A 17626-nucleotide genomic window follows, 5' to 3' on the forward strand; every position below is an offset into this window, starting at 1 on the left:
CCGCTTTTCCCGAGGTTACAGGCTACCACGCGAGTCTGTGGCTGAAGCCAGTATCCGACTGAAGTCGGAGGGGTTCCTCCTTGCTAGAGGACTCTAAATCCACCGACCACCTTGCCGCGCAACCAATATTCGGGCTGGTTGTACCCGCCGGTCTTTGCAGCAACATAGGTCTAGGTCAGCTTGCCATCGACCAGCGTCTTGCCGAAGCCGCGTGGCATCCGGATTAGTGAGCTGTCGTCCATGGGACCGATTTCGATTAGCAGCACCCGATGCCGGCCCGATCGGCTGAGACGGTCTGCCAGCACGCAGCCTGAAGAGCCCGCACCGATGATTAAGAAGTCGCAAGTCATAGCGTGCCTAGATTTCTGTCATCTCGAACGCGGCCTTGCCGAGCCCGCAATCGGGGCATTTCCAGTCGTCGGGAATGTCCTCCCAGGCGGTGCCGGGCGGGATACCACCCATGGGATCGCCGAGCGTCTCGTCATAGACCCAGCCGCAATTCATGCACATCCAGCGCTTCATGCCGCCTGCTCCTTGATGCCGACGGCGCGCATGATCGCTTGTTTGATCGGCAGGATCGGGTCCTGTTCAGGGTTCCGCGCGTTGTACATGCGGTTGTGAAAGATGGCGACTGCCGTCCGGATCGGCCCAGCCGATCGAGCCACCTGCCCCCGGATGCCAGATCGCACGCGGCGAGCTGACGCGGTGGCCGCCCAGCCAATAGCCCCCGCAGGTGATCGGGATCGGAATGCCGAACATCACCGGATCGGGTTCGTCGCCATTGTCGCGGATGTTCGAAAAGCCTGCAACACGCTCGGGCGACATCAGCCGGACACCATCAAGCGATCCACCCTCTGCCAGCATCGCCCCAAAAGCGTGCTTCGTCGCGGGCGTTGAAGATGCCGCCGACCCCTGGAATGCAGGCGCGGCGGACATCGGCCCACTCGAACACAGAAGGCACCAGTGCGACAGCCGGTGGCATCGACTGGCTGTAAAGCGTCGCGAGCGGCGGTGGCGGATCATCGGCATTGCGATCTGTCAGCCCCGCAACGTGCGCTTCGGCTAAATCGTCAATCCCCAGCAAAAGATCGGTCAGGCCAAGCGGCGCGGAAAGCTCGTCTGCAACGAACTGGCGGACATCGCGGCGCTCAGGAGCAGTCCGGCGGACAATTTCTCCCACCATCCAGCCGAAGGTCATCGACTGATAATGCGTCTTCTCGCCGGGCGGGGCCAAAGGCGGCAGCGCGGCAGCGCGGCAATTGCGCTAGCCATCGCTGCCCAGTCGCACATCATTTCAGCCGTGACGTCCACCGGCATCTGGGGCACGCCAGCCCGATGGGTCAGCACATGCCTGACCGTTGCCCCTTGCTTGCCGTTCGCGGCAAAGTCCGGCCAGTAGATCGCGACCGGCTCATCATAGTCCACCAGTCCGCGCTCATCCTGGATGTGCAGCGCGGTGGCAGTGACCGCCTTTGTGACGCTGAACACATTGAACAGCGTTTCCGGTTCGACCGGGCGACCAGTGGCAGGATCAGCTGCCCCATGCACAGGTGCACGACCTTGCGACAACGATGATAGGCAACGACCTGGAGACCGGTCTCCTGGCTGGACTGGATCGCCGCCGCCATGGCAGCTTCGATACCGTCCGTCGTTGCCATCACTGGCAGTTCCTGCCGCATATGCCCTCTCACGATGCTTGCGCTGACACAATGACACTTTCTGATATTATGCCAAAGCCATTCTGGCAGTCGCTGATGGTCAGTTGTCTGATGCCTTGCGCAGGGTTTCAGCATGGTCGCCGTCAAACACCACGGTCAGCGGCATGCCCATCTGGACACTGGCAGCGAAATCAACGGTCGGAATGCGTGTACCGGGGTGCAGAATGCGGATGAAGGTGGAGTCATCCACAGTGAATCGGCGCTCCCCATGCTCGGTGGCCAGCGCGATGCTGTCGGCTGTCCATCCGGTCACGGTGCCCAGCAGAACCCTGGGATCGTGTGCCGACTGGATGCGCGTATCAATCGACACGCGGACGCGGTTCGACAGATTCGGGCGGCTGGCATGCGGCGCTGCCGGATGGATCACCAGCACGTCGCCCGCGCGATAGTCAGTTGTGGCCCAGGAGTCCGGGTCGATGACCCCATCGGGAATGGGGCAGCGGGGTGCCTTGGCAAGATTGTGGAAGTAGCCACGGTGATTCTGGCCCACCGCAACCATCAGCCCGCCCATGCTGCGATCAATATCGACAATAGGCATCCAGACCGGCTTGTAGTTCATCACGCCCGGCGTGAAGAACCCGTCCTGATGCACCCCTGTCACGGGACCACCGGGGGGATAGATGCGATACTGCACGATCGGCACCATCGCCGCGGGCTCACCCAGGATGTTCTCCATCAGCTGCATATTGGCCGGATGATCGACCAGCTGACGCGCTATGCCGGCAAATTCGGGGCTTTCCTCCATTCCGGGCGGGAAGGCTTTGCCGGCCCATACCGGTTCGTCCGCGCCTGGCACTATCACGCCATAGCGCTCGATCACGGCAAACATCGCGGCGCGCGCCTTCGCCAGCGCCTCGGGATCGAGCACATCGCGAAACAGCAGATAGCCCTGGCTGTCATGAAAGCGCATCAGCGCGTCGCGGTTGCCCAGCAAGTGATTGGCAGATTCCAGTTCGCGACTAACCTTGACCGTCTCTATATCAAGGTCGGGTGCGTCGGGCATTTCAAGCGACAGCACGGCCATCCGGGCGTCTCCTGGCTGTTGTTCCGTTTGACATTCTGACAGAATCTGTCAGGAAAATTGCATGAAGAAGGAGGCGACCGATCGGGAGGCGCGGGTGGCGGCGCTGCTGCATGCGGCGGAAGGCGTATTCATGCGCCACGGATTTGCTCGCACCACGATGGGCATGATCGGTGAGGCCGCATGCATGTCCCGCCCGGCGGTCTATCTCCTGTTTCCCGGCAAGGAAGAGATATTCTCGGCGCTGGTTATTGCCCTAAACCGCCGTCAACTCGCCTGTTTCGCCGAGCGGGCATCGGCGCAGGACGGCCTCCATGCGAGGCTCCTTTCGATATGCATCGGCTGGAACGAGAGTGTGTTCGATGTTCATGCCCTGCACCCCGAGGCGCGTGACATGGACAATCTGGGCTTTGCGGCCGTCCGGCAGATCTACGATGAGTTGGCCGAGTTTCTCGCTGGCTATTTCCGGCGCGATGGCGGGCTGACCGACGATACGGCGGATATTGCGGGTCGTACCCTGGCCCTGGCCGCGCGCGGATGCCGGGTCGCCGCCCAAAGCCGGGAAGACATGATGGCCATGATTTGCCAGCTGGTGGCTGCCATGGCCAAGGGGCATGATCAGGCGTCCCATTCGAGGTGAAGTTCCAGCACCCCATTGACCGGACCGGAAGCCATGACCACCGGCTTGTCAGCCTGCAATTTGAAATGCGGAATACGTGAAAGCCATTCGTCGAAAGACACCATGATCTCGCGCCGCGCCAATACCGCGCCGGGGCATGTATGTGGTCCCGATCCAAAGGCCGAATGCCGGATGGTTGAGGGCTTCCGGCTGAAATCGACATCGAACGGGCGATCATTGATGCGATCATCCAGCCCGTAAAGGCATTTGGGCAACTGAATCATGTCGCCCTTGCGGAACTCGATGCCCTTGTATTCATAATCCATCGTCAGCACACGCGCAGTGTTGGGCAAGCCGAAGCGGCGAATAAGCTCCTCGCACGCCACTTGGTTAAGCTTCGGATTGGCCGCAAGCTGGGCCAGATGCTCCGGTCGGGTCGCGAGGAAGTGCGCGATGAAGCCGAGCTGCGATGCCACGGTGTCGAGCCCTCCGAACAACAACAGCACCGACATGCCAAAGACCTCTTCCCGGGTGATCGGTCGTCCATCTATCTCACCCTGGGCGATAACGCTGATGATATCGTGCCCCGGCCGCGCCATGCGCTCGTCGATATAGGGGGCAAGATACTGGTGCATCTTCATATGGGTGGCCATCCGCTCCTCAATATCGCTGGAGCGGACCGCGACCTCGGCCCATGGCAGCAGGAAACTGCGGTCTTCAACCGGCAGATCCACCATGCCCAGAAAGACATTGATCGGTAGAACCTTGGCAAAGTCCTCGATAAACTCGCACTTGCGGCGCGGCGCGATGTCCTCAACGAGTTTGCGGGCCGTGTCGCGCGCGATATCTTCCAGCACCTTGAGCGCCTTGGGCATGAAGGTCGGCATGAGCAGTTTGCGATAGGGCGTGTGACGGGGCGGATCTAGGCCCAGCGGCAGCGCGGTCGCATCGACAGTGTTGCGCGGAAGATTGAAGTTCTGATGGCTGAAATGCTCGTGATCGACCTGGATTACATCAAAATCCTCGGCGCGGGTGGCGATCCAGTGTCCGCCATTATGCGGCGTCCAGACAATGTCTGGCCCCTGATGCAGCGTCGACCAGGCAGTCTGGATATCATCGGCCTTGCCTGCGAGGTCGAAAAAATCGAAATCGACGATGAGGTGCTCCGGAACATTGCCTGGAATCGAATCAACCTTCAGGCCCAATCCATTCTCCTTTGCCTTGCCACCGCTTTTTACGGTCTCGAGATGCCAGACAGCATAAGCAACACGCGCAAAAAGGCAAGATAAACCTATATATCATTTAGCGCGAAATTCATGCAATAACGGCATTGCGGGATACCCGCTTGCCAAGCCCGCCCCTGCGGCTTCTAATCGTGTATATAGCTTGTGCGTCTAGGGGGTGGGTGAACAATGTCTGCACGGGCGCAGACCGACGATGTGAAAAAGGATTGGGAAAAGGCCACGCAATAGACGCTGACCGATGACGATATCGAACGTGCCAAGCTGTTGCTGGGCATCGACCTCGCGGTGCGGCACCAGGAAGATATTGGAACCGCGCAGGTCGATAACATCGGCAATTTCGCCGCTGGCGTGGGCAACGACAATCCGCTCTATTGCCATCCCGCCTATACGGCGGGCACGCGTTGGGGCTAGGTCATCGCACCGTCCATGATGGCTGGGATCATCAACACGCCGCTCAAGGGCGATCCAATTCCAGACGAGATCAAGACGCGGACCAAAAGCCTGTTCAGCGGGATTGACGTCTTCGTGTCTGGTGGCGAATGGGAATTCTACAACCCGACCTTCCCCGGCGATACGATTTACAGTTTCAAGGGCCAGGAGAACGTGTCGGTCAATCCGTCCGAATTTGCCGGGCAAAACGTCATTCAAATCAGCCGCGAGGTGAAATTCAACCAGCGTCAGCAGGTGGTGGGCGTTTACAAGACGCTGCGAATCCTTACCGAGCGCAAGATTGCCGCGAAAAAGGGCAAATACAGCGCCATCGAACCGCAGACCTATACCGACGAGAACATTGCAAAGATCGACGAGGTCTATGCCAACGAGGTGGTACGCGGTGCCGAAAAGCGCTTTTTCGAGGCTCTAGGCATCGGCGAGTCGCTGGGCACCATGGCCAAGGGGCCGCTGACCGTCACCGATGTCGTCTGCTTCCACGCCGGTGGCTATGGCTTCATCCCTTATGCACCCACGGTGGGACGTATGGCCTACAAGAATCGCAAGCGCATCGCGGCGTTCTAAGTGAAGAACGAATAGGGCATCCCCGATGTTGCGCAGCGACTTCACTGGGACCCGGCCTGGGCGCAGCAGAGTAGCAACCCGATGGCCTATGATTATGGCATGATGCGGGAAAACTACATCTTCCACCATCTCTCCGACTGGTGCGGTGACGATGGCTGAGTGATGCAGCAATATGACGAGATCTGGAAGTTCAACTATATTTGCGACACCCAGATGATCACCGGCGAGGTGACCGGCAAGCGCGAGGAAAACGGCCTCAAGATTGTCGATGTTGCTTTCCGCATGACCAACCAGCGTGGCGAAGAAACGGTCAAGGGTCGCGGTTCGATCCTGCTGCCCTCGCGCGAGAGCGGAATTCCCTCGCTGCCTAGGCTCCCAGCAGAGCTCCAGGCCAAGGTCAATCACATGTGGGCGCGGCACAACGAATTGACGGCAAGGCGCTGAGACCATGGCGCTTCCCGATAGCTTCCAGCAGCGCATGTCGCTGCCGGCCGTCTGTGCCCTGATGTCCTTGGTGTCCGGCTCAGAGCTCGTCGCGGAGGCGTGCTGCGAAGGCGTCATCGGTGCCTTGCCCCGTGCGAATGTGCGGGACATCGAAGGGTTCGAGCATTGGCTCCAGCAGTTTCGCGAAAGGCTCAATCGGCAGGCGGACAGCCATCGCCATGCGTGCGTCGCACCGCTGGCGGTCAATCTGGCGACCCGGATCCCGGATGACGAACTGCGCGCCAATCTGGAGCTGTGCGGAAAATACGGCGTTGAAATCACCATCAGCGCTACTGGCGATCCGACCGATCTCGCCCGGCAGGTCCACGATTGGGGCGGCCTGATCTGGCATGACGTTGTTTCGATGCGCTTTGCCAAAAAGGCCATTGCAGCGGGGGTCGATTGTTTGACCTGCGTGGGTGCAGGCGGCGGCGGTCATTCGGGCAATATCGGCCATCTGGTCCTTGTCCCGCGTATCCGCGAGATATTCGACGGCACGCTATTGATGGACGGTTCCATCTCGACCGGGGCCGCGATCCGGGCCGCAGAGGTGCTGGGCGCCGACCTTGCCTATATGGGCACCCGGTTCATCGCCACCTGTGAAGCCGCAGTCGATCTGGCCTATCACCAGATGCTGGTCGAGTGCACCTCCAGCGATCTGATGTTCACGGGCAAGGTTGCGCGTGTGCCCGCGAACTGGCTGATCAGATCAACGGAACGGGTCGGGCTGGATCCGGGCAACCTGCCCTTGCCGCTGGGCAAGGGCATGCGGCACGACCACCAGCCCGCTGGCGTCAAGCCGTGGAAGAATCTGTGGTCGGCTGGCCACGGCATCGATCTGATCGACGACACCCCCTTGGTGGCAGAACTCGTCGATCCCTTGCGCGAAGAATATTCCAGGGCCTTTGACCTGCCAGCTTTCTGAATATCAGTTGGTTAACCCGAGATCGGGCGGTGACCGCAAGGCACCGCCCAATTTTATACTGACGTCTCAGCTTCGGGCGGGCTGCCGAGCGAGAAGACCAGAAGGATCGCACCGACGACGGCAGCGGCAAGGACCATCAGCACGTCATCATAGGTTCCTGTCGCGTCATAGACTTTGCCCACGAGCCAGGATGACATGCCCACCGCAAGGCCATAGGCACTGATCAGGATGCCGAAAACCACGCCATAACCGGCAAGCCCGAAATAGCGGCTCGACAGATAGGCCACCACATCGACCTCGCTCCCCATGCCAATACCGATCAGCAGCGCGAGAAGGCTGGCCGTCGTCGTGTCGAGTGGCAGAAGTACCAGCAACAGGCATGCGATGCCCGGCAGCGAGAAAGCGACGGTCGCCACCAGTCGCGTCGGCAGCACGTCGAACAGCAGCCCTGTGACGATCCGGCCCGCAATCATGGCAGGGCCGATGAAAAGCGCGACACGCGCAGCCTCATCGCGCATCAGCCCTGCATCGGCGAGCATCGGCTGGAAATGGACAATGAAGGTCCCGACGCATGAGGCAATAGCAAGAAGCCCCAAGGCGAGCCGCCACAACTGACCAAACCCGATTACATCGCGCCAGCCTGCGCGCTTCGAGGCCGGTTCTGCCGAAGCTCGACCTTCAGAGCCTGTGACAGGCAAGAACAGCCAGGCCGGGAGAAACATCAGGGCAAAGGCCGCAAGCGCGAGCAACGGATAAATTCCGCCAAGTCCGGCGAACCGCTCAAGCGCAATCACGATCGAAGGAACCAGCGAGACGAACAGGCCCGCCCCCGCCAATGACACCGCCAGCGCCAGACCCCGCCGCGCAGTGAAAGATTGAACGACGGCCATGGTGAACACGACCGAACTAGCACCCGCACCGAGGACGGCAAAGGCGCCATAGGCTGCATACCAAGTCCATAGCTGCGGACCGGCTAGGCCCAGCAGCGAAAAGCCGATGCAGAACAAGGCAATGCCAGGTAGCGCGACACGACGTGGGCCATAACGGTCCGCCATCGTGCCGATCCATATATTGGTGAACGGATGCAGCGCTGCTGTGATGGTCAGAGCAAAGGCGATGTCTCCGCGCGACCAGCCGTAGGCATCGCCAAGGGGCTTCACCATCGCGCCGACCACGTGAAAATGGACCCCCGCAACTGCAATGCCGATCGTTGCAGCGAACAGAATGCCAGCCTGTTGCCAGCGGGTCAGGTCATCTCCGTTCATCGGGTTGCCGACCGGCCGACAACGGCCTCATGCGCGGCCAGCGGGCCGATCTGGGTCACTCCGCCATCGACCGGCAGCGCGGCACCGGTGATAAATCGGGATTCAGGACCGGCGAGGAACAAGGTCGCTTGCGCCACGTCCCAAGCATCGCCCTCGATTGCCAATGGTGCAATCAATCGCCGGGTTCTGCACGCATCCGGTGAGGCAAATTTCGCTACAAGCGGCGTCATGATATGGCCAGGAACCACTGCGTTACAGCGCAAGCCGTCAGCTCCGTACATCACAGCCACTTCACGCGTCAGCTGGATCATTGCCGCTTTGCCCACGCCATAGCTGCCACTGCCATGGGCGCGCTGCCCCGCCACCGAGGCAATGTTGACGATCGCCCTGCCCTTGGCTGCCAGCAGATGCGGTACAGCGGCACGGGTCATGTTGACCGCGCTCTCCAAGTTGATCGCCATGCCACGTGTCCAATCGGCGGGCGAGGTTTCGTGCAGCCGCCCGGAGGCGGCACCCATGCCGACATTGTTGACCAGGATGTCCAGCCTGCCCAGCCAATCCGCCGCCTGACCGACCAGCGCCAGGCATTGTCCGGCATCGGTGACATCGCCGACAAAGACCCTGGCCTCGCCACCGCTCGCGGCGATTTCCGCTAGCGTTTCCTCAGCGCGGTCAGCGTCGAGGTCGAACAGCGCCACCCTTGCACCTTCGGCAGCGAGCAGAAGCGCAATGGCCTTGCCGGTGCCGATGCCCTCGCCAAGCGATCCTGCGCCGGTCACGATGGCACCCCAGCCGTCGACCCGGCGATGGAATTGCGTTGGTCTGGGCATCAGCGGCTCCTCGGCATGAAATTCAGGCAATGGCTGGGGGCGAGGACATCAGCTCGCGCAACCAAGGCTTTACGATCTTGCCAATTGCATTGCGGGGGAAGGCTTTGGCGAAATGCCATTCGTCCGGGACTTTGTACCGAGCCAGTTGCTGCGTGCAGCGAGCCTTGAGATCGGGCTGCACCAATTCACGATCGCCGTGCTGATCTGCAAGCTGAATCCCCGCGAGTGTGCGCATGCCGAGCCGGTCATCAGGCCTGCCAATAACTGCGCAATCTGCAAGCGCGTCGCAGGCGTTGAGCATCTTCTTGATCTCGGCCGAGCAAACGTTGGACCCGCCGCGCAGAATCAACTCGGAACTGCGGTCGGCAACGGTCAGCCAACCATCAGCATCCACACTGCCAACATCGCCAGTATGAACGACATCACACACCAGCAAAGCGGCGGTCTTTGCGGGTTCATGCCAATAACCGAGCGGCGGAGCATAAACATGCGCCCAGCGCCCCGACCTTACCGCCGCGAAACATATCTCTCCAACCTCGCCCGGCGGCAACTCCCTGCCCTCGGCATCACGGATCGCGAGGTCAAGATGCGGAAGCGCAAAGCCCGATGCGCCCTCTGGCGTCATCATGTCCCGCGGCGATGCGACGACCGTCGGCGCTTCGGTCAGGCCGTAGCTTGGCTGAACATGCTGGCCAAAGCGCGCATGAAAGTTTGACTGCAGAGTCTGGGAAATCGGAGCGCCGCCCGCTCCGACCACTAAGCCGAGCGGCAAATCGAGATCATGCTGGAGCAGATCATAAATCATGGTCGGCACGAAAGCACATTGCCCAATCCGCTCGTGCACGAGCCATTCGACCATTGGACCGATCTTCGTCGTCACCCCGAGAATGAATGCCTTGGCATTCCAATAGGCGATCACAGGACCCAGGATCATGACGTTGGTAATGGTGATTGGCAGCACCGTCACACGTCTGGCATCGGGGCTCATCAGACCATGTGCCGATGCGGCAGCGGCCACTGTCACAATGTTGTGCTGGCTGTAGACGCAGCCTTTGGGCAGCCCGGTCGTCCCGCTGATATACATGATGGCCGCAGGTGCGAACAGATCAATCGCGAGTTCGGGCAATGTGTCGGCCCCAGCCGCGATCGCTGCGACCCACGAGGAATCACAATCGACGGCAACGATATTCTCAAGATCCGGCAGATCGGCGCGAATCGCCCCGATCTCCGCTGCGGTGTCAGCATCCGCCAAAAGCAAACGCGCGCCTGAATGGCCCAGAATATGGCGTTTGTCCGATACAGGCAGGATGCGATAGATGCCGACCCACACGGCCCCGATGCGCATGACAGCAAAAAATCCGACCACCGCTTCCCATCTGTTGGGCATGGCGCAGGCGACCCGATCGCCCGGCGCTACCCCCTCGCTCAGCAGGAAATGGGCGGCTCGATTGACGGCGCTGTCGAGTTCACGGAAGGTGAAGCGTCGACTCGGATCGGCGAGAGCCTCATCATCCGGTGCGCGGCCAGCAGCAAGGCTGACAAGATTGGCAAGGTGCGGTGGTCCCACGGGTGGGGCAGTACGAACAGGTGGCGGCTTGAGGCCACAGGCCTCGTAATCAAAGACTTTCAACGCCCCAATCCTATTTATTAGTTATATGTTTCGTGAGTGTGGCGCTACATTGCGGGCAAGTCAATCTGGGAGGGGAGAGAAAATGGCATCGTAACCAATCATCGTGCAGCGGCAGGGCCGGTTGGCGATCATTACGCTGAACGCACCCGAGCGATTGAATGCGATCGATGCCCAGATGGGGGCGCTGCTCGACATGGCTTTCGCCGAGACAGGCGCCGATCCCCAGATCCGCGCGATCATGATCACGGGTGCGGGAAGAAGCTTTTGTGCCGGGGCCAGCATGGACCGACTGGACGAAGTGCGCAGCGACCGCGCCCGTCTTGGAGGATCCGATCCTGCCGTGTTCGACGCATTTGACAGCGCCCCTGAGAAATACCGCACGCGCTACACCATTCCGATGGCGATTCCCAAGCTAGTCATCGCCGCTGTAAATGCCGCATGCGCAGGTGCCGGCCTTGTGCTGGCGCTCGCAGGTGACATCCGCATCGCCAGCCCGCAGGCGAAATTCATTGCCAGTTTCGCCCGCATGGGCTTGATCGCGGAAGGGCCGATGACCTACCTGCTCTCACGCATCGTCGGACTTGGCCGTGCAAGTGACATGCTTCTATGTGGCTGACCCGTCGATGCTAACGAAGCCTTGTGATGGGGCCTGACCTCTCGCTTGCTTACTTCAGACGATTTTCTCGAAGAGGCCAATGCAGCCGCCGCGATCCTTGCCGAGACCGTCTCGCCGCGGTCAACCCGTTACATCAAGGCCCACTTGCTGGATGCACTGTGCGATGTGCTGACGCGAAGCATCGATCATGCAACCCAAGGCATCCACAAGGCGCTAATGTGGCCGGACCTTGTCGAAGGGATCAGCGCCTTTCGCGAAAAGCGCCTGCCCGCGTTTCCCGATGCCGGATTCTAGACCCTGTTCTCTGTCGATGGAATTAAGCGCCCGGTCGAGATTGCTGTTCTGCCATGAATCCCAAGGCGGGAAGCAAACCATTTCATTTCAGATCATTCTGGCGCGCGATCCTGCGAACCTTGAACGTCTGACTGCCGGTCGCCATCAAGCGGCCGTCCTGAGCAAAGAGATGCACATGGCCGTAGGCTATATCGTCGGCCAAACCGTCTATTGAATATTCGCCAAGCACCCATTCGGTCTCAAGGCATTGCAGCAGGCGCACCTGATTGTCGAGGTTGTTGCCTCCTGCCCTGACGCCCAGCGCGTTTCCGATCGTGGAAGGCACGAAGTCCGCCATCACGGCCAAGGCTTGGTGATCGGCAATGCCATCGCGCGGTCGCAACCATGCCAGCACCTGACCATCTGCCGATGCCAGTTCTCGCGAGAATATGCCGAATCTTCCTTTGGCGACGCAGATATCCAGATTGCCATGAATATCCTCCTCCGCATGGTGATGCGCGATTACGCGCGCGCAATGTTCCGGCGGCGAAGCGCATGGCATCTTGCGCCATTGCAGGCGCGAAGCGGATGGCGGATTGCTCTGCCCTGCCGAACCGCTACCGGCAAGGACCATCTGCTCCCCGTGCCAACCCTCAATCCGATAATGGCTGATCCGGCGGCCAGCGCCCACCACCGATGCGGTGAACACGACGTTTGTGCCTACCGGGACCGGAGCGAGGAACTGCACTTCGGCGCGCAAGGCGACCATGCCGCTAGCCGCTTCCAGCACGCCGATGATCGCGGCCAGACCACTGCCACCGAACAAGTACCGATGCCCGGCAACGCCCGTGCTGCACGAATCCGCAATGTGCAGCAGCCATCGCCCATCGGACACGGTTTCTAGCGGGCAAAGCAGACGACTAGACATCGAGCATCTACTAACTTAGTTATATGATTAATGGCAAGCATTTGGCGTGCAGAACGAGGAAACACACGATGACCGATTTGCTCAAGGGCCTGGCCGCGTGGCCGACTGGTGATTTTTCGGTCTTTGGCGAGGTCGAGATCGGCGACCTGCCCCGGATCCAGCGGTTTGTCGCTGCAAATATGGGGCGCAACTGGGTGGCCATTCCGCATGTCACCCATCATGACGATGCCGATATCACAGCACTGGAAGCCGCCCGCAAGGCCCACAATTCTGCCAGCGGCGTAAAGCTCACGATCGTGCCGCTGCTGGTCAAGGCGCTGGCAGACGCGTTGCAGCAATATCCGCAGTTCAACGTCTCGCTAGACCCGAATCAAAGCAAGCTGATCGTCAAGAAATATTGCCATATCGGTGTAGCGGTCGATACGCCGCGCGGCCTGCTCGTTCCGGTACTGCGCGACTGCGATCGGAAATCCGCCATCGAACTTGCCGACGAACTTGGCGTGCTAGCGGCCAAGGCGCGGGACAAGGGGCTGTCGATGGAGGAAATGTCGGGCGGGTGTATGACCCTCTCGTCGCTGGGTCATATCGGGGGAACCGGCTTCACCCCCATCGTCAACGCCCCGGAGGTCGCCGTGATGGGCGTGTCGAAAGCGCGGCCGGTCCCAGTCCTTGGCGCAGATGGGGGCTTAGAATGGTGCACAATGCTGCCATTGTCGCTGAGCTATGATCACCGAGTTATCAACGGTGCCGAGGCGGCGCGCTTTACCGCCTATGTCGCCGAAAGGCTTGGGCAACCACAATATTTGCTGCGCTGATCGGCTTGCCGCAAGGCCGGCTTTGTCAGGCGGCCTCGGACAGTTTGCACAACTCAGGCTAACTGACCTTCATGGATGGCGTGCGCGGCATCTCGGCCAGCTGCATCAACCGGACCGGCACCTGGTAGGGAGCGAGGCACTGGCGCAGGTGAACGCGCAGGTCTTCTGCCGCTAGCAGGTGTTCGGTCTTGACCAGATGAGCCGCGACCGGCTCCTCCCCGAGGCGTGGGTCATCCTGCGCGATAACGCAGGCCTTGCGCACCGCCGGATGCGGTTCCGTCGCGCGGACCACGTCGTTGGGAATGATCTTGAATCCGCCCCTGATGATCGCGTTGTCGGCGCGCCCCAAAATCCAGAGGAAGTTCTCTGCGTCCATCCTCGCTATGTCATTGCTACGCATCCAGTTGGTGCCATCGCCCAGGTGGCTGCCGCGCAGTTCCAGCAGGCCGCTTTGGCCGAAGGGGGCTGGCTCCCCGGTCTCGGCATCTAACACGCCTCCCTCGACGCCCGGATTCATCCGACCGACGCTGCCGCGACGCAACGCGCCGAAATCCTTGAAATCTTGCAGCGTCCAGCCGGCAACGCCACCGGCAAATTCTGTGGCACCGTAATTCTGCAGCACCGGAATTCCGTAACGCTCGTTCAACGCCTCGGCAAGATCCGGGTCGAGAGGCTCAGCGCCGGTACGAAAGACCACCAGGCTTGCCAGCTTCTCCTCCGGCACATCGACATCCAGGATCATCCGCAGACCGGAAGGCGGTGCACTGACCGTCTTGGGTCGATGGCGTTCAATCGCATCGACAAACGGCTCCACCTGAAACCGGTCGAGCATGCAGGCTCGGCGCCCGGCCGACAGACACGTGAACAGTCCGAACAGGCCACCGATTTGCGAGAAAGGCGTATTGAGGATCGCCACTGATTTGCGAAGCGGCGGAATGCCCCCAGCGGTCCGGCTCTCGAACACAGCCGCATCAAGGATCATGCGAGCAAAGTTTCTCGATTCCAAAGGGATGCGCTTGGGCGTTCCGGTTGTGCCGCTGGTCAGCATCTCGATGCCGACGCCTTGCGCATCTACCCTGAACTCGTTGTCGCCCAGAGGCTGGAGCACGCGCACGGACTGGACCCTGTCAGCAGGCAGCTCTATGTAAAGCGCCTGGCTTTCCAGCGCTGCAGCCCGCACTTCGGACCGAGCCCAGTCCTCGGCGAGCGCCAGGATAACCGGTGCCTTGAGGGCCCGAATGTCGTTCGCAAGATTTTCGTCCGGCAGCATCGGGTTGAGCGTGACGATGCACCGTTCGGTAATGATGACGTCAACAATCGCTGCCGCAACCATCGGGGTGTGCGTAAAACACCGGCGATCCGCGTGCCAAGTCAAATCCCGTGCTTCTGGAAAACGGCCTCCAACTGATCGGCAACGCCGGTCAGATCGGATCAGGTAAACCATTGGTTGCGATATTCGATTGCGGGTGCCGCGCCATCCTGCCGCATTACACCTTTGATGATTGTCCCGAGCTTGGACATGCCCAATCTCTTTCCTGAAAGCCTGTTCGCAACGTGAATGTTGCGGATACCGCCGATGGACTTTCGGCAGCGGCCTTGTGTGTCTGGCCATAACGCGCCAGCCGTAAAATACATTTATCTAATTTAAATATATGTGTGTAAGTACCTTTTGCTGAACCGTCTGGCTTGCGTCAGTTTCCTGCCGGATCATGTCGGCGGATTTCTCCGCAATCATGCTGGTGGGGGCATTGGTATTGGCCGATACCGGCTCCGGCATCACCGATGAATCGACCACGCGCAGCGCCTCGACTTCGCGAACCTGCAGCTGCGGGTCGACCACGGCGAGAGAGTCATCCAGGCTCCCCATGCAGCAGGTGCCAACCATGTGATAACCTATGCCCGCACCCTAGCGGATATAGTCGCGCCATTCCTGATCGCTTGTGGGCATCTGTGCGGGGCAAACCGGCCCAGTAATGATCTGCGCCAGTGCAGGCGGTTGGAACGCAGATTCGACCAGCTTGCAGGCGGCAACCAAATCGACCAACGAGGTCGAAAGCCGTGCTTCGGGCCGCGTCTGCATCATCGCGGCAGTCGGCGAGACCTATGAGGTCGGTACGCTGCTGGCCAAAATCGAATAGGCCTGATTCGCGAACCCTACGAAGGTCACAGCCTCGTCTACCGATTTGCGGGACGAGGCGACGGCATTGGTCGGAAAGTCGGGATCGGGATAGCCGATGGCGATGCAGATCATGATCACCTGATCGTCTGCAATGCCGGCATGTTCGCGGACCACAGGCGACTGCACGATCCCCTTGCTGTTGATGACGCAGCCAAGGCCCCGTGACCATGCGGCGTTGACGATCGCATTGGTCACGCCGCCGCAATCGAACGGAGGGACATCGCTGTCCATCAGCACCCGGTCATAGGTGACGATGATGCACGCCGGCGCATCGAACTGACGAAAGCCTCTCAGGACCCAGTCGGTCCGCGCGGCCTTGTCCTCCCTGGCAATGCCCATCGCGCCGAACAACTGCTTGGCAATGCCGACCTGGCGTTCGCGATGGACGCCTTCGTACATCTCGCTCCCGCGAAATTCGCGCGATGACGGTACGCCTGCCAGATTTCGCTCGGTATTGCCCTGCCGAATTCGGTCCAGCGGCTCCCCGGTCACAACGTAGAAATTCCACGGTTGCGAATTGAGGGACGAAGGCGCCCGCATGGCCAGCTGAATGATCTCGCGGAGCACCGATTTTTCGACCAACTTGGGCAGATAGCCCCGAATGCTGCGTCGACCCGCGACAATTTCGGCATATGCAGCAGCAGCTCCAGTCACCACGTCCCTTCCTTTCCTGTCATTTTGCAAGAATTACCAAGAGGACAACATTAATCATATATCGATGTAATATGATTGTCTTGCCTTTAGGCGCCACTTAGGCACCGTTTGCCGTGGATAGACCGATGCCGCCAACATAATTCAGCAATGAGAGTGACCATAACCGCGACAGAATTCCAAGCAGTCGCATTGCGCTGGTGGAGCCCAAGGACATGACGCGCGAACAGCGCGCCGCTTATGAATCCTCGCCCAGCGCCAAGTTGAACCTGTCACGTCTGCTGGCACAGGCCGAGACTCTGCAGCCTGGCATGACCAGGCTGATCCGCGCGATGATGACCGACACCAGCTTGCCTCCGCTCGAACGAGAAATCATCATCCTGGCCGTGCTCCACCTTGATCGGGGTGCCTATGAGTGGGCCCAGCATCTGCAGGTCGCGGCCGCAATGGACATAGACGATGCGACGGTGGCCGCGATTGCCGATGACCGTTTTGCCGATCCGGCTTTTACCGATCGCGAGCGCGCGCTGCTCGCGTTTACCCGCCAGACGGTCAGGACCGTCCGTGTCGATCCGCCAGTCTTCGATGCCGTCGCAGCCTTTTACGACGACCGGCAGATCGTCGAGGCTATCCACGTCATCGGCATCTACATGCTGATCGTGCGGGTGTCAGAAGTGGCCGAACTGGAGATTGACGCCGTGCATGGGGCGGAGGTCTGGAAGCATGCCGCCGCCAACAGCTGATGGTCAGGCGGAATCAAAGCAGACGTGTAGATGGTCAGAAACGCGCAGCAGATTGCCCCTGATCTGAGGGATGGGCTTTGTCGGATCGAGCCGGAGGTTGGGCAGTCGGTCAAGCACCGCATTGAGTGCGCGTGCCATTTCCACCGGGGCAAGGTGCTGGCCGACGCACACATGCTGGCCGCTGGCAAACGGCATGGTGCGCGCAGTTTTGTCGCGGAATATATCGAAGCGATCCGGATCATCATATTTGCATGAGTCTCGGTTGACTGACCCCAGCACGACATTGACCATCGATCCCGCAGGGACGACTTTTCCGCCAATCTCGACATCGTTCACAGCGAAACGAAAGGTTGATGCAACAGGGACGTCCCAGCGCAGCGCTTCCTCGATCGCCTGCGGGCGAGTTCGCGATTGGCGCGCACGGCCTCCATTTGGTCGGGGTGGTTCAACAGACAGGTCAGCAACACGCCGGTACCCCGATAGGTCGTGTCTCCGCCGGCATTCATCAGCTGGCGCAAAAAGTCGGTCAGGACTTCATCGGGCAGATGTTCGTCATCGACCTCCACATGCGCCAGATGGACACCCGCAAAAACTCCTCGCGTTGAGGTCTTTGCTGTGATTCATTCGGGGCATTGGACGGAGAGGTTTGATGCACCCACGCAGCCTGTTTTC

Annotated in this window: 26 protein-coding genes; 9 read left to right on the forward strand and 17 right to left on the reverse strand. The window is 60.3% G+C overall.

Annotation, left to right across the window (positions count from 1 at the left end; all coding sequences use genetic code 11):
- Window positions 1–170: 170 nt before the first annotated feature.
- From HGI47_RS21310 to HGI47_RS21335, 6 genes are all read right to left on the reverse strand, one after another.
- Window positions 171–350: an NAD(P)-binding protein gene (locus HGI47_RS21310; protein WP_168854774.1), complete on the reverse strand. Its 180-nt coding sequence runs from the start codon at window positions 348–350 to the stop codon at window positions 171–173.
- A gap of 7 nt (window positions 351–357) precedes the next feature.
- On the reverse strand, window positions 358–522 hold the full coding sequence (locus HGI47_RS21315) for a rubredoxin (protein WP_168854775.1): 165 nt from the start codon (window positions 520–522) through the stop codon (window positions 358–360).
- 66 nt (window positions 523–588) lie between these two features.
- Entirely contained in the window at window positions 589–825 is a 237-nt protein-coding gene (locus tag HGI47_RS21320; RefSeq protein ID WP_206066346.1) for a hypothetical protein, read from the reverse strand.
- Between the two features lie 13 nt (window positions 826–838).
- Window positions 839–1198, reverse strand: coding sequence for a serine hydrolase (locus HGI47_RS21325; protein WP_240950359.1), 360 nt, complete (start codon window positions 1196–1198; stop codon window positions 839–841).
- Complete coding sequence (locus HGI47_RS21330; protein ID WP_206066347.1) at window positions 1195–1548, reverse strand: serine hydrolase domain-containing protein; 354 nt, start codon at window positions 1546–1548, stop codon at window positions 1195–1197. Before HGI47_RS21330 ends, HGI47_RS21325 begins: the two co-directional genes overlap by 4 nt.
- 210 nt (window positions 1549–1758) lie before the next feature.
- Window positions 1759–2742, reverse strand: a complete 984-nt coding sequence (locus HGI47_RS21335) for a phytanoyl-CoA dioxygenase family protein (protein WP_168854778.1) — start codon at window positions 2740–2742, stop codon at window positions 1759–1761.
- Between the two features lie 61 nt (window positions 2743–2803).
- Here HGI47_RS21335 and HGI47_RS21340 point away from each other — a divergent pair, with 61 nt between their 5' ends.
- A complete protein-coding gene (locus HGI47_RS21340) occupies window positions 2804–3379 on the forward strand; it encodes a TetR/AcrR family transcriptional regulator (protein ID WP_168854779.1) in 576 nt (191 codons plus the stop codon).
- Here HGI47_RS21340 and HGI47_RS21345 read toward each other — a convergent pair.
- Complete coding sequence (locus HGI47_RS21345; protein WP_168854780.1) at window positions 3358–4563, reverse strand: cytochrome P450; 1206 nt, start codon at window positions 4561–4563, stop codon at window positions 3358–3360. The two genes, HGI47_RS21340 and HGI47_RS21345, sit on opposite strands and share 22 nt — an antisense overlap.
- A gap of 303 nt (window positions 4564–4866) precedes the next feature.
- Between HGI47_RS21345 and HGI47_RS22460 the strand changes: the two genes are divergently transcribed.
- The 4 genes from HGI47_RS22460 (at window position 4867) to HGI47_RS21355 (ending at window position 7024) form a co-directional block, all read left to right on the forward strand.
- The gene (locus tag HGI47_RS22460) at window positions 4867–5013 is read left to right on the forward strand and encodes a hypothetical protein (protein ID WP_206066348.1); all 147 of its coding nucleotides are present in this window, start codon (window positions 4867–4869) and stop codon (window positions 5011–5013) included.
- A gap of 15 nt (window positions 5014–5028) precedes the next feature.
- Window positions 5029–5616 (forward strand): hypothetical protein, encoded by a 588-nt coding sequence (locus HGI47_RS22465; protein WP_206066349.1) that lies wholly within the window; start codon window positions 5029–5031, stop codon window positions 5614–5616.
- Between the two features lie 162 nt (window positions 5617–5778).
- On the forward strand, window positions 5779–6060 hold the full coding sequence (locus HGI47_RS22470; protein WP_206066350.1) for a hypothetical protein: 282 nt from the start codon (window positions 5779–5781) through the stop codon (window positions 6058–6060).
- A 4-nt stretch (window positions 6061–6064) separates the two neighbouring features.
- Window positions 6065–7024 (forward strand): nitronate monooxygenase family protein, encoded by a 960-nt coding sequence (locus tag HGI47_RS21355; RefSeq protein WP_168854781.1) that lies wholly within the window; start codon window positions 6065–6067, stop codon window positions 7022–7024.
- A gap of 53 nt (window positions 7025–7077) precedes the next feature.
- Here the strand turns inward: HGI47_RS21355 and HGI47_RS21360 are convergent, their stop codons facing one another.
- Genes HGI47_RS21360 through HGI47_RS21370 form a run of 3 tightly spaced genes read right to left on the reverse strand, consistent with a single transcriptional unit; the run spans window position 7078 to window position 10686 of the window.
- Window positions 7078–8289, reverse strand: a complete 1212-nt coding sequence (locus tag HGI47_RS21360) for an MFS transporter (RefSeq protein ID WP_168854782.1) — start codon at window positions 8287–8289, stop codon at window positions 7078–7080.
- Window positions 8286–9119, reverse strand: coding sequence for an SDR family NAD(P)-dependent oxidoreductase (locus HGI47_RS21365; protein ID WP_168854783.1), 834 nt, complete (start codon window positions 9117–9119; stop codon window positions 8286–8288). The genes HGI47_RS21360 and HGI47_RS21365 overlap by 4 nt, the downstream gene beginning before the upstream one ends.
- A 22-nt stretch (window positions 9120–9141) precedes the next feature.
- Complete coding sequence (locus HGI47_RS21370) at window positions 9142–10686, reverse strand: class I adenylate-forming enzyme family protein (RefSeq protein WP_370521819.1); 1545 nt, start codon at window positions 10684–10686, stop codon at window positions 9142–9144.
- A gap of 166 nt (window positions 10687–10852) precedes the next feature.
- On the opposite strand from HGI47_RS21370, the gene HGI47_RS21375 reads away from it, so the two are divergent.
- Window positions 10853–11365 carry an enoyl-CoA hydratase-related protein gene (locus HGI47_RS21375; RefSeq protein WP_168854785.1) on the forward strand — a complete coding sequence of 171 codons (513 nt, stop codon included), beginning with the start codon at window positions 10853–10855 and terminating at the stop codon, window positions 11363–11365.
- A 45-nt stretch (window positions 11366–11410) separates the two neighbouring features.
- Window positions 11411–11659, forward strand: coding sequence for a hypothetical protein (locus tag HGI47_RS21380; protein ID WP_168854786.1), 249 nt, complete (start codon window positions 11411–11413; stop codon window positions 11657–11659).
- An 82-nt stretch (window positions 11660–11741) separates the two neighbouring features.
- On the opposite strand, the gene HGI47_RS21385 is transcribed toward HGI47_RS21380, so the two are convergent.
- Window positions 11742–12566 carry a thioesterase family protein gene (locus tag HGI47_RS21385; protein ID WP_168854787.1) on the reverse strand — a complete coding sequence of 275 codons (825 nt, stop codon included), beginning with the start codon at window positions 12564–12566 and terminating at the stop codon, window positions 11742–11744.
- A gap of 23 nt (window positions 12567–12589) precedes the next feature.
- On the opposite strand from HGI47_RS21385, the gene HGI47_RS21390 reads away from it, so the two are divergent.
- A complete protein-coding gene (locus tag HGI47_RS21390; protein WP_240950361.1) occupies window positions 12590–13381 on the forward strand; it encodes a 2-oxo acid dehydrogenase subunit E2 in 792 nt (263 codons plus the stop codon).
- A 58-nt stretch (window positions 13382–13439) separates the two neighbouring features.
- On the opposite strand, the gene HGI47_RS21395 is transcribed toward HGI47_RS21390, so the two are convergent.
- The 4 genes from HGI47_RS21395 to HGI47_RS21410 all read right to left on the reverse strand — a co-directional run bounded on the left by HGI47_RS21395 (window position 13440) and on the right by HGI47_RS21410 (window position 16214).
- Window positions 13440–14714 carry a fatty acid--CoA ligase family protein gene (locus HGI47_RS21395; protein ID WP_168854788.1) on the reverse strand — a complete coding sequence of 425 codons (1275 nt, stop codon included), beginning with the start codon at window positions 14712–14714 and terminating at the stop codon, window positions 13440–13442.
- Window positions 14715–15020: 306 nt separating this feature from the next.
- Window positions 15021–15266 (reverse strand): GMC oxidoreductase, encoded by a 246-nt coding sequence (locus tag HGI47_RS21400; RefSeq protein WP_168854789.1) that lies wholly within the window; start codon window positions 15264–15266, stop codon window positions 15021–15023.
- A gap of 21 nt (window positions 15267–15287) precedes the next feature.
- Window positions 15288–15461 carry a hypothetical protein gene (locus HGI47_RS21405; protein ID WP_168854790.1) on the reverse strand — a complete coding sequence of 58 codons (174 nt, stop codon included), beginning with the start codon at window positions 15459–15461 and terminating at the stop codon, window positions 15288–15290.
- Window positions 15462–15482: 21 nt separating this feature from the next.
- A complete protein-coding gene (locus HGI47_RS21410; protein ID WP_168854791.1) occupies window positions 15483–16214 on the reverse strand; it encodes a nitroreductase in 732 nt (243 codons plus the stop codon).
- A gap of 212 nt (window positions 16215–16426) precedes the next feature.
- Here HGI47_RS21410 and HGI47_RS21415 point away from each other — a divergent pair, with 212 nt between their 5' ends.
- On the forward strand, window positions 16427–16954 hold the full coding sequence (locus HGI47_RS21415; RefSeq protein ID WP_168854792.1) for a carboxymuconolactone decarboxylase family protein: 528 nt from the start codon (window positions 16427–16429) through the stop codon (window positions 16952–16954).
- Between the two features lie 3 nt (window positions 16955–16957).
- Here the strand turns inward: HGI47_RS21415 and HGI47_RS21420 are convergent, their stop codons facing one another.
- Window positions 16958–17290, reverse strand: coding sequence for a cytochrome P450 (locus tag HGI47_RS21420; RefSeq protein WP_370521818.1), 333 nt, complete (start codon window positions 17288–17290; stop codon window positions 16958–16960).
- Window positions 17287–17520: a cytochrome P450 gene (locus HGI47_RS22805; RefSeq protein ID WP_240950363.1), complete on the reverse strand. Its 234-nt coding sequence runs from the start codon at window positions 17518–17520 to the stop codon at window positions 17287–17289. Before HGI47_RS22805 ends, HGI47_RS21420 begins: the two co-directional genes overlap by 4 nt.
- Window positions 17521–17626 lie beyond the last annotated feature (106 nt).

This window comes from Novosphingobium sp. ERN07 (assembly GCF_012641335.1).
Taxonomy (GTDB): domain Bacteria; phylum Pseudomonadota; class Alphaproteobacteria; order Sphingomonadales; family Sphingomonadaceae; genus Novosphingobium.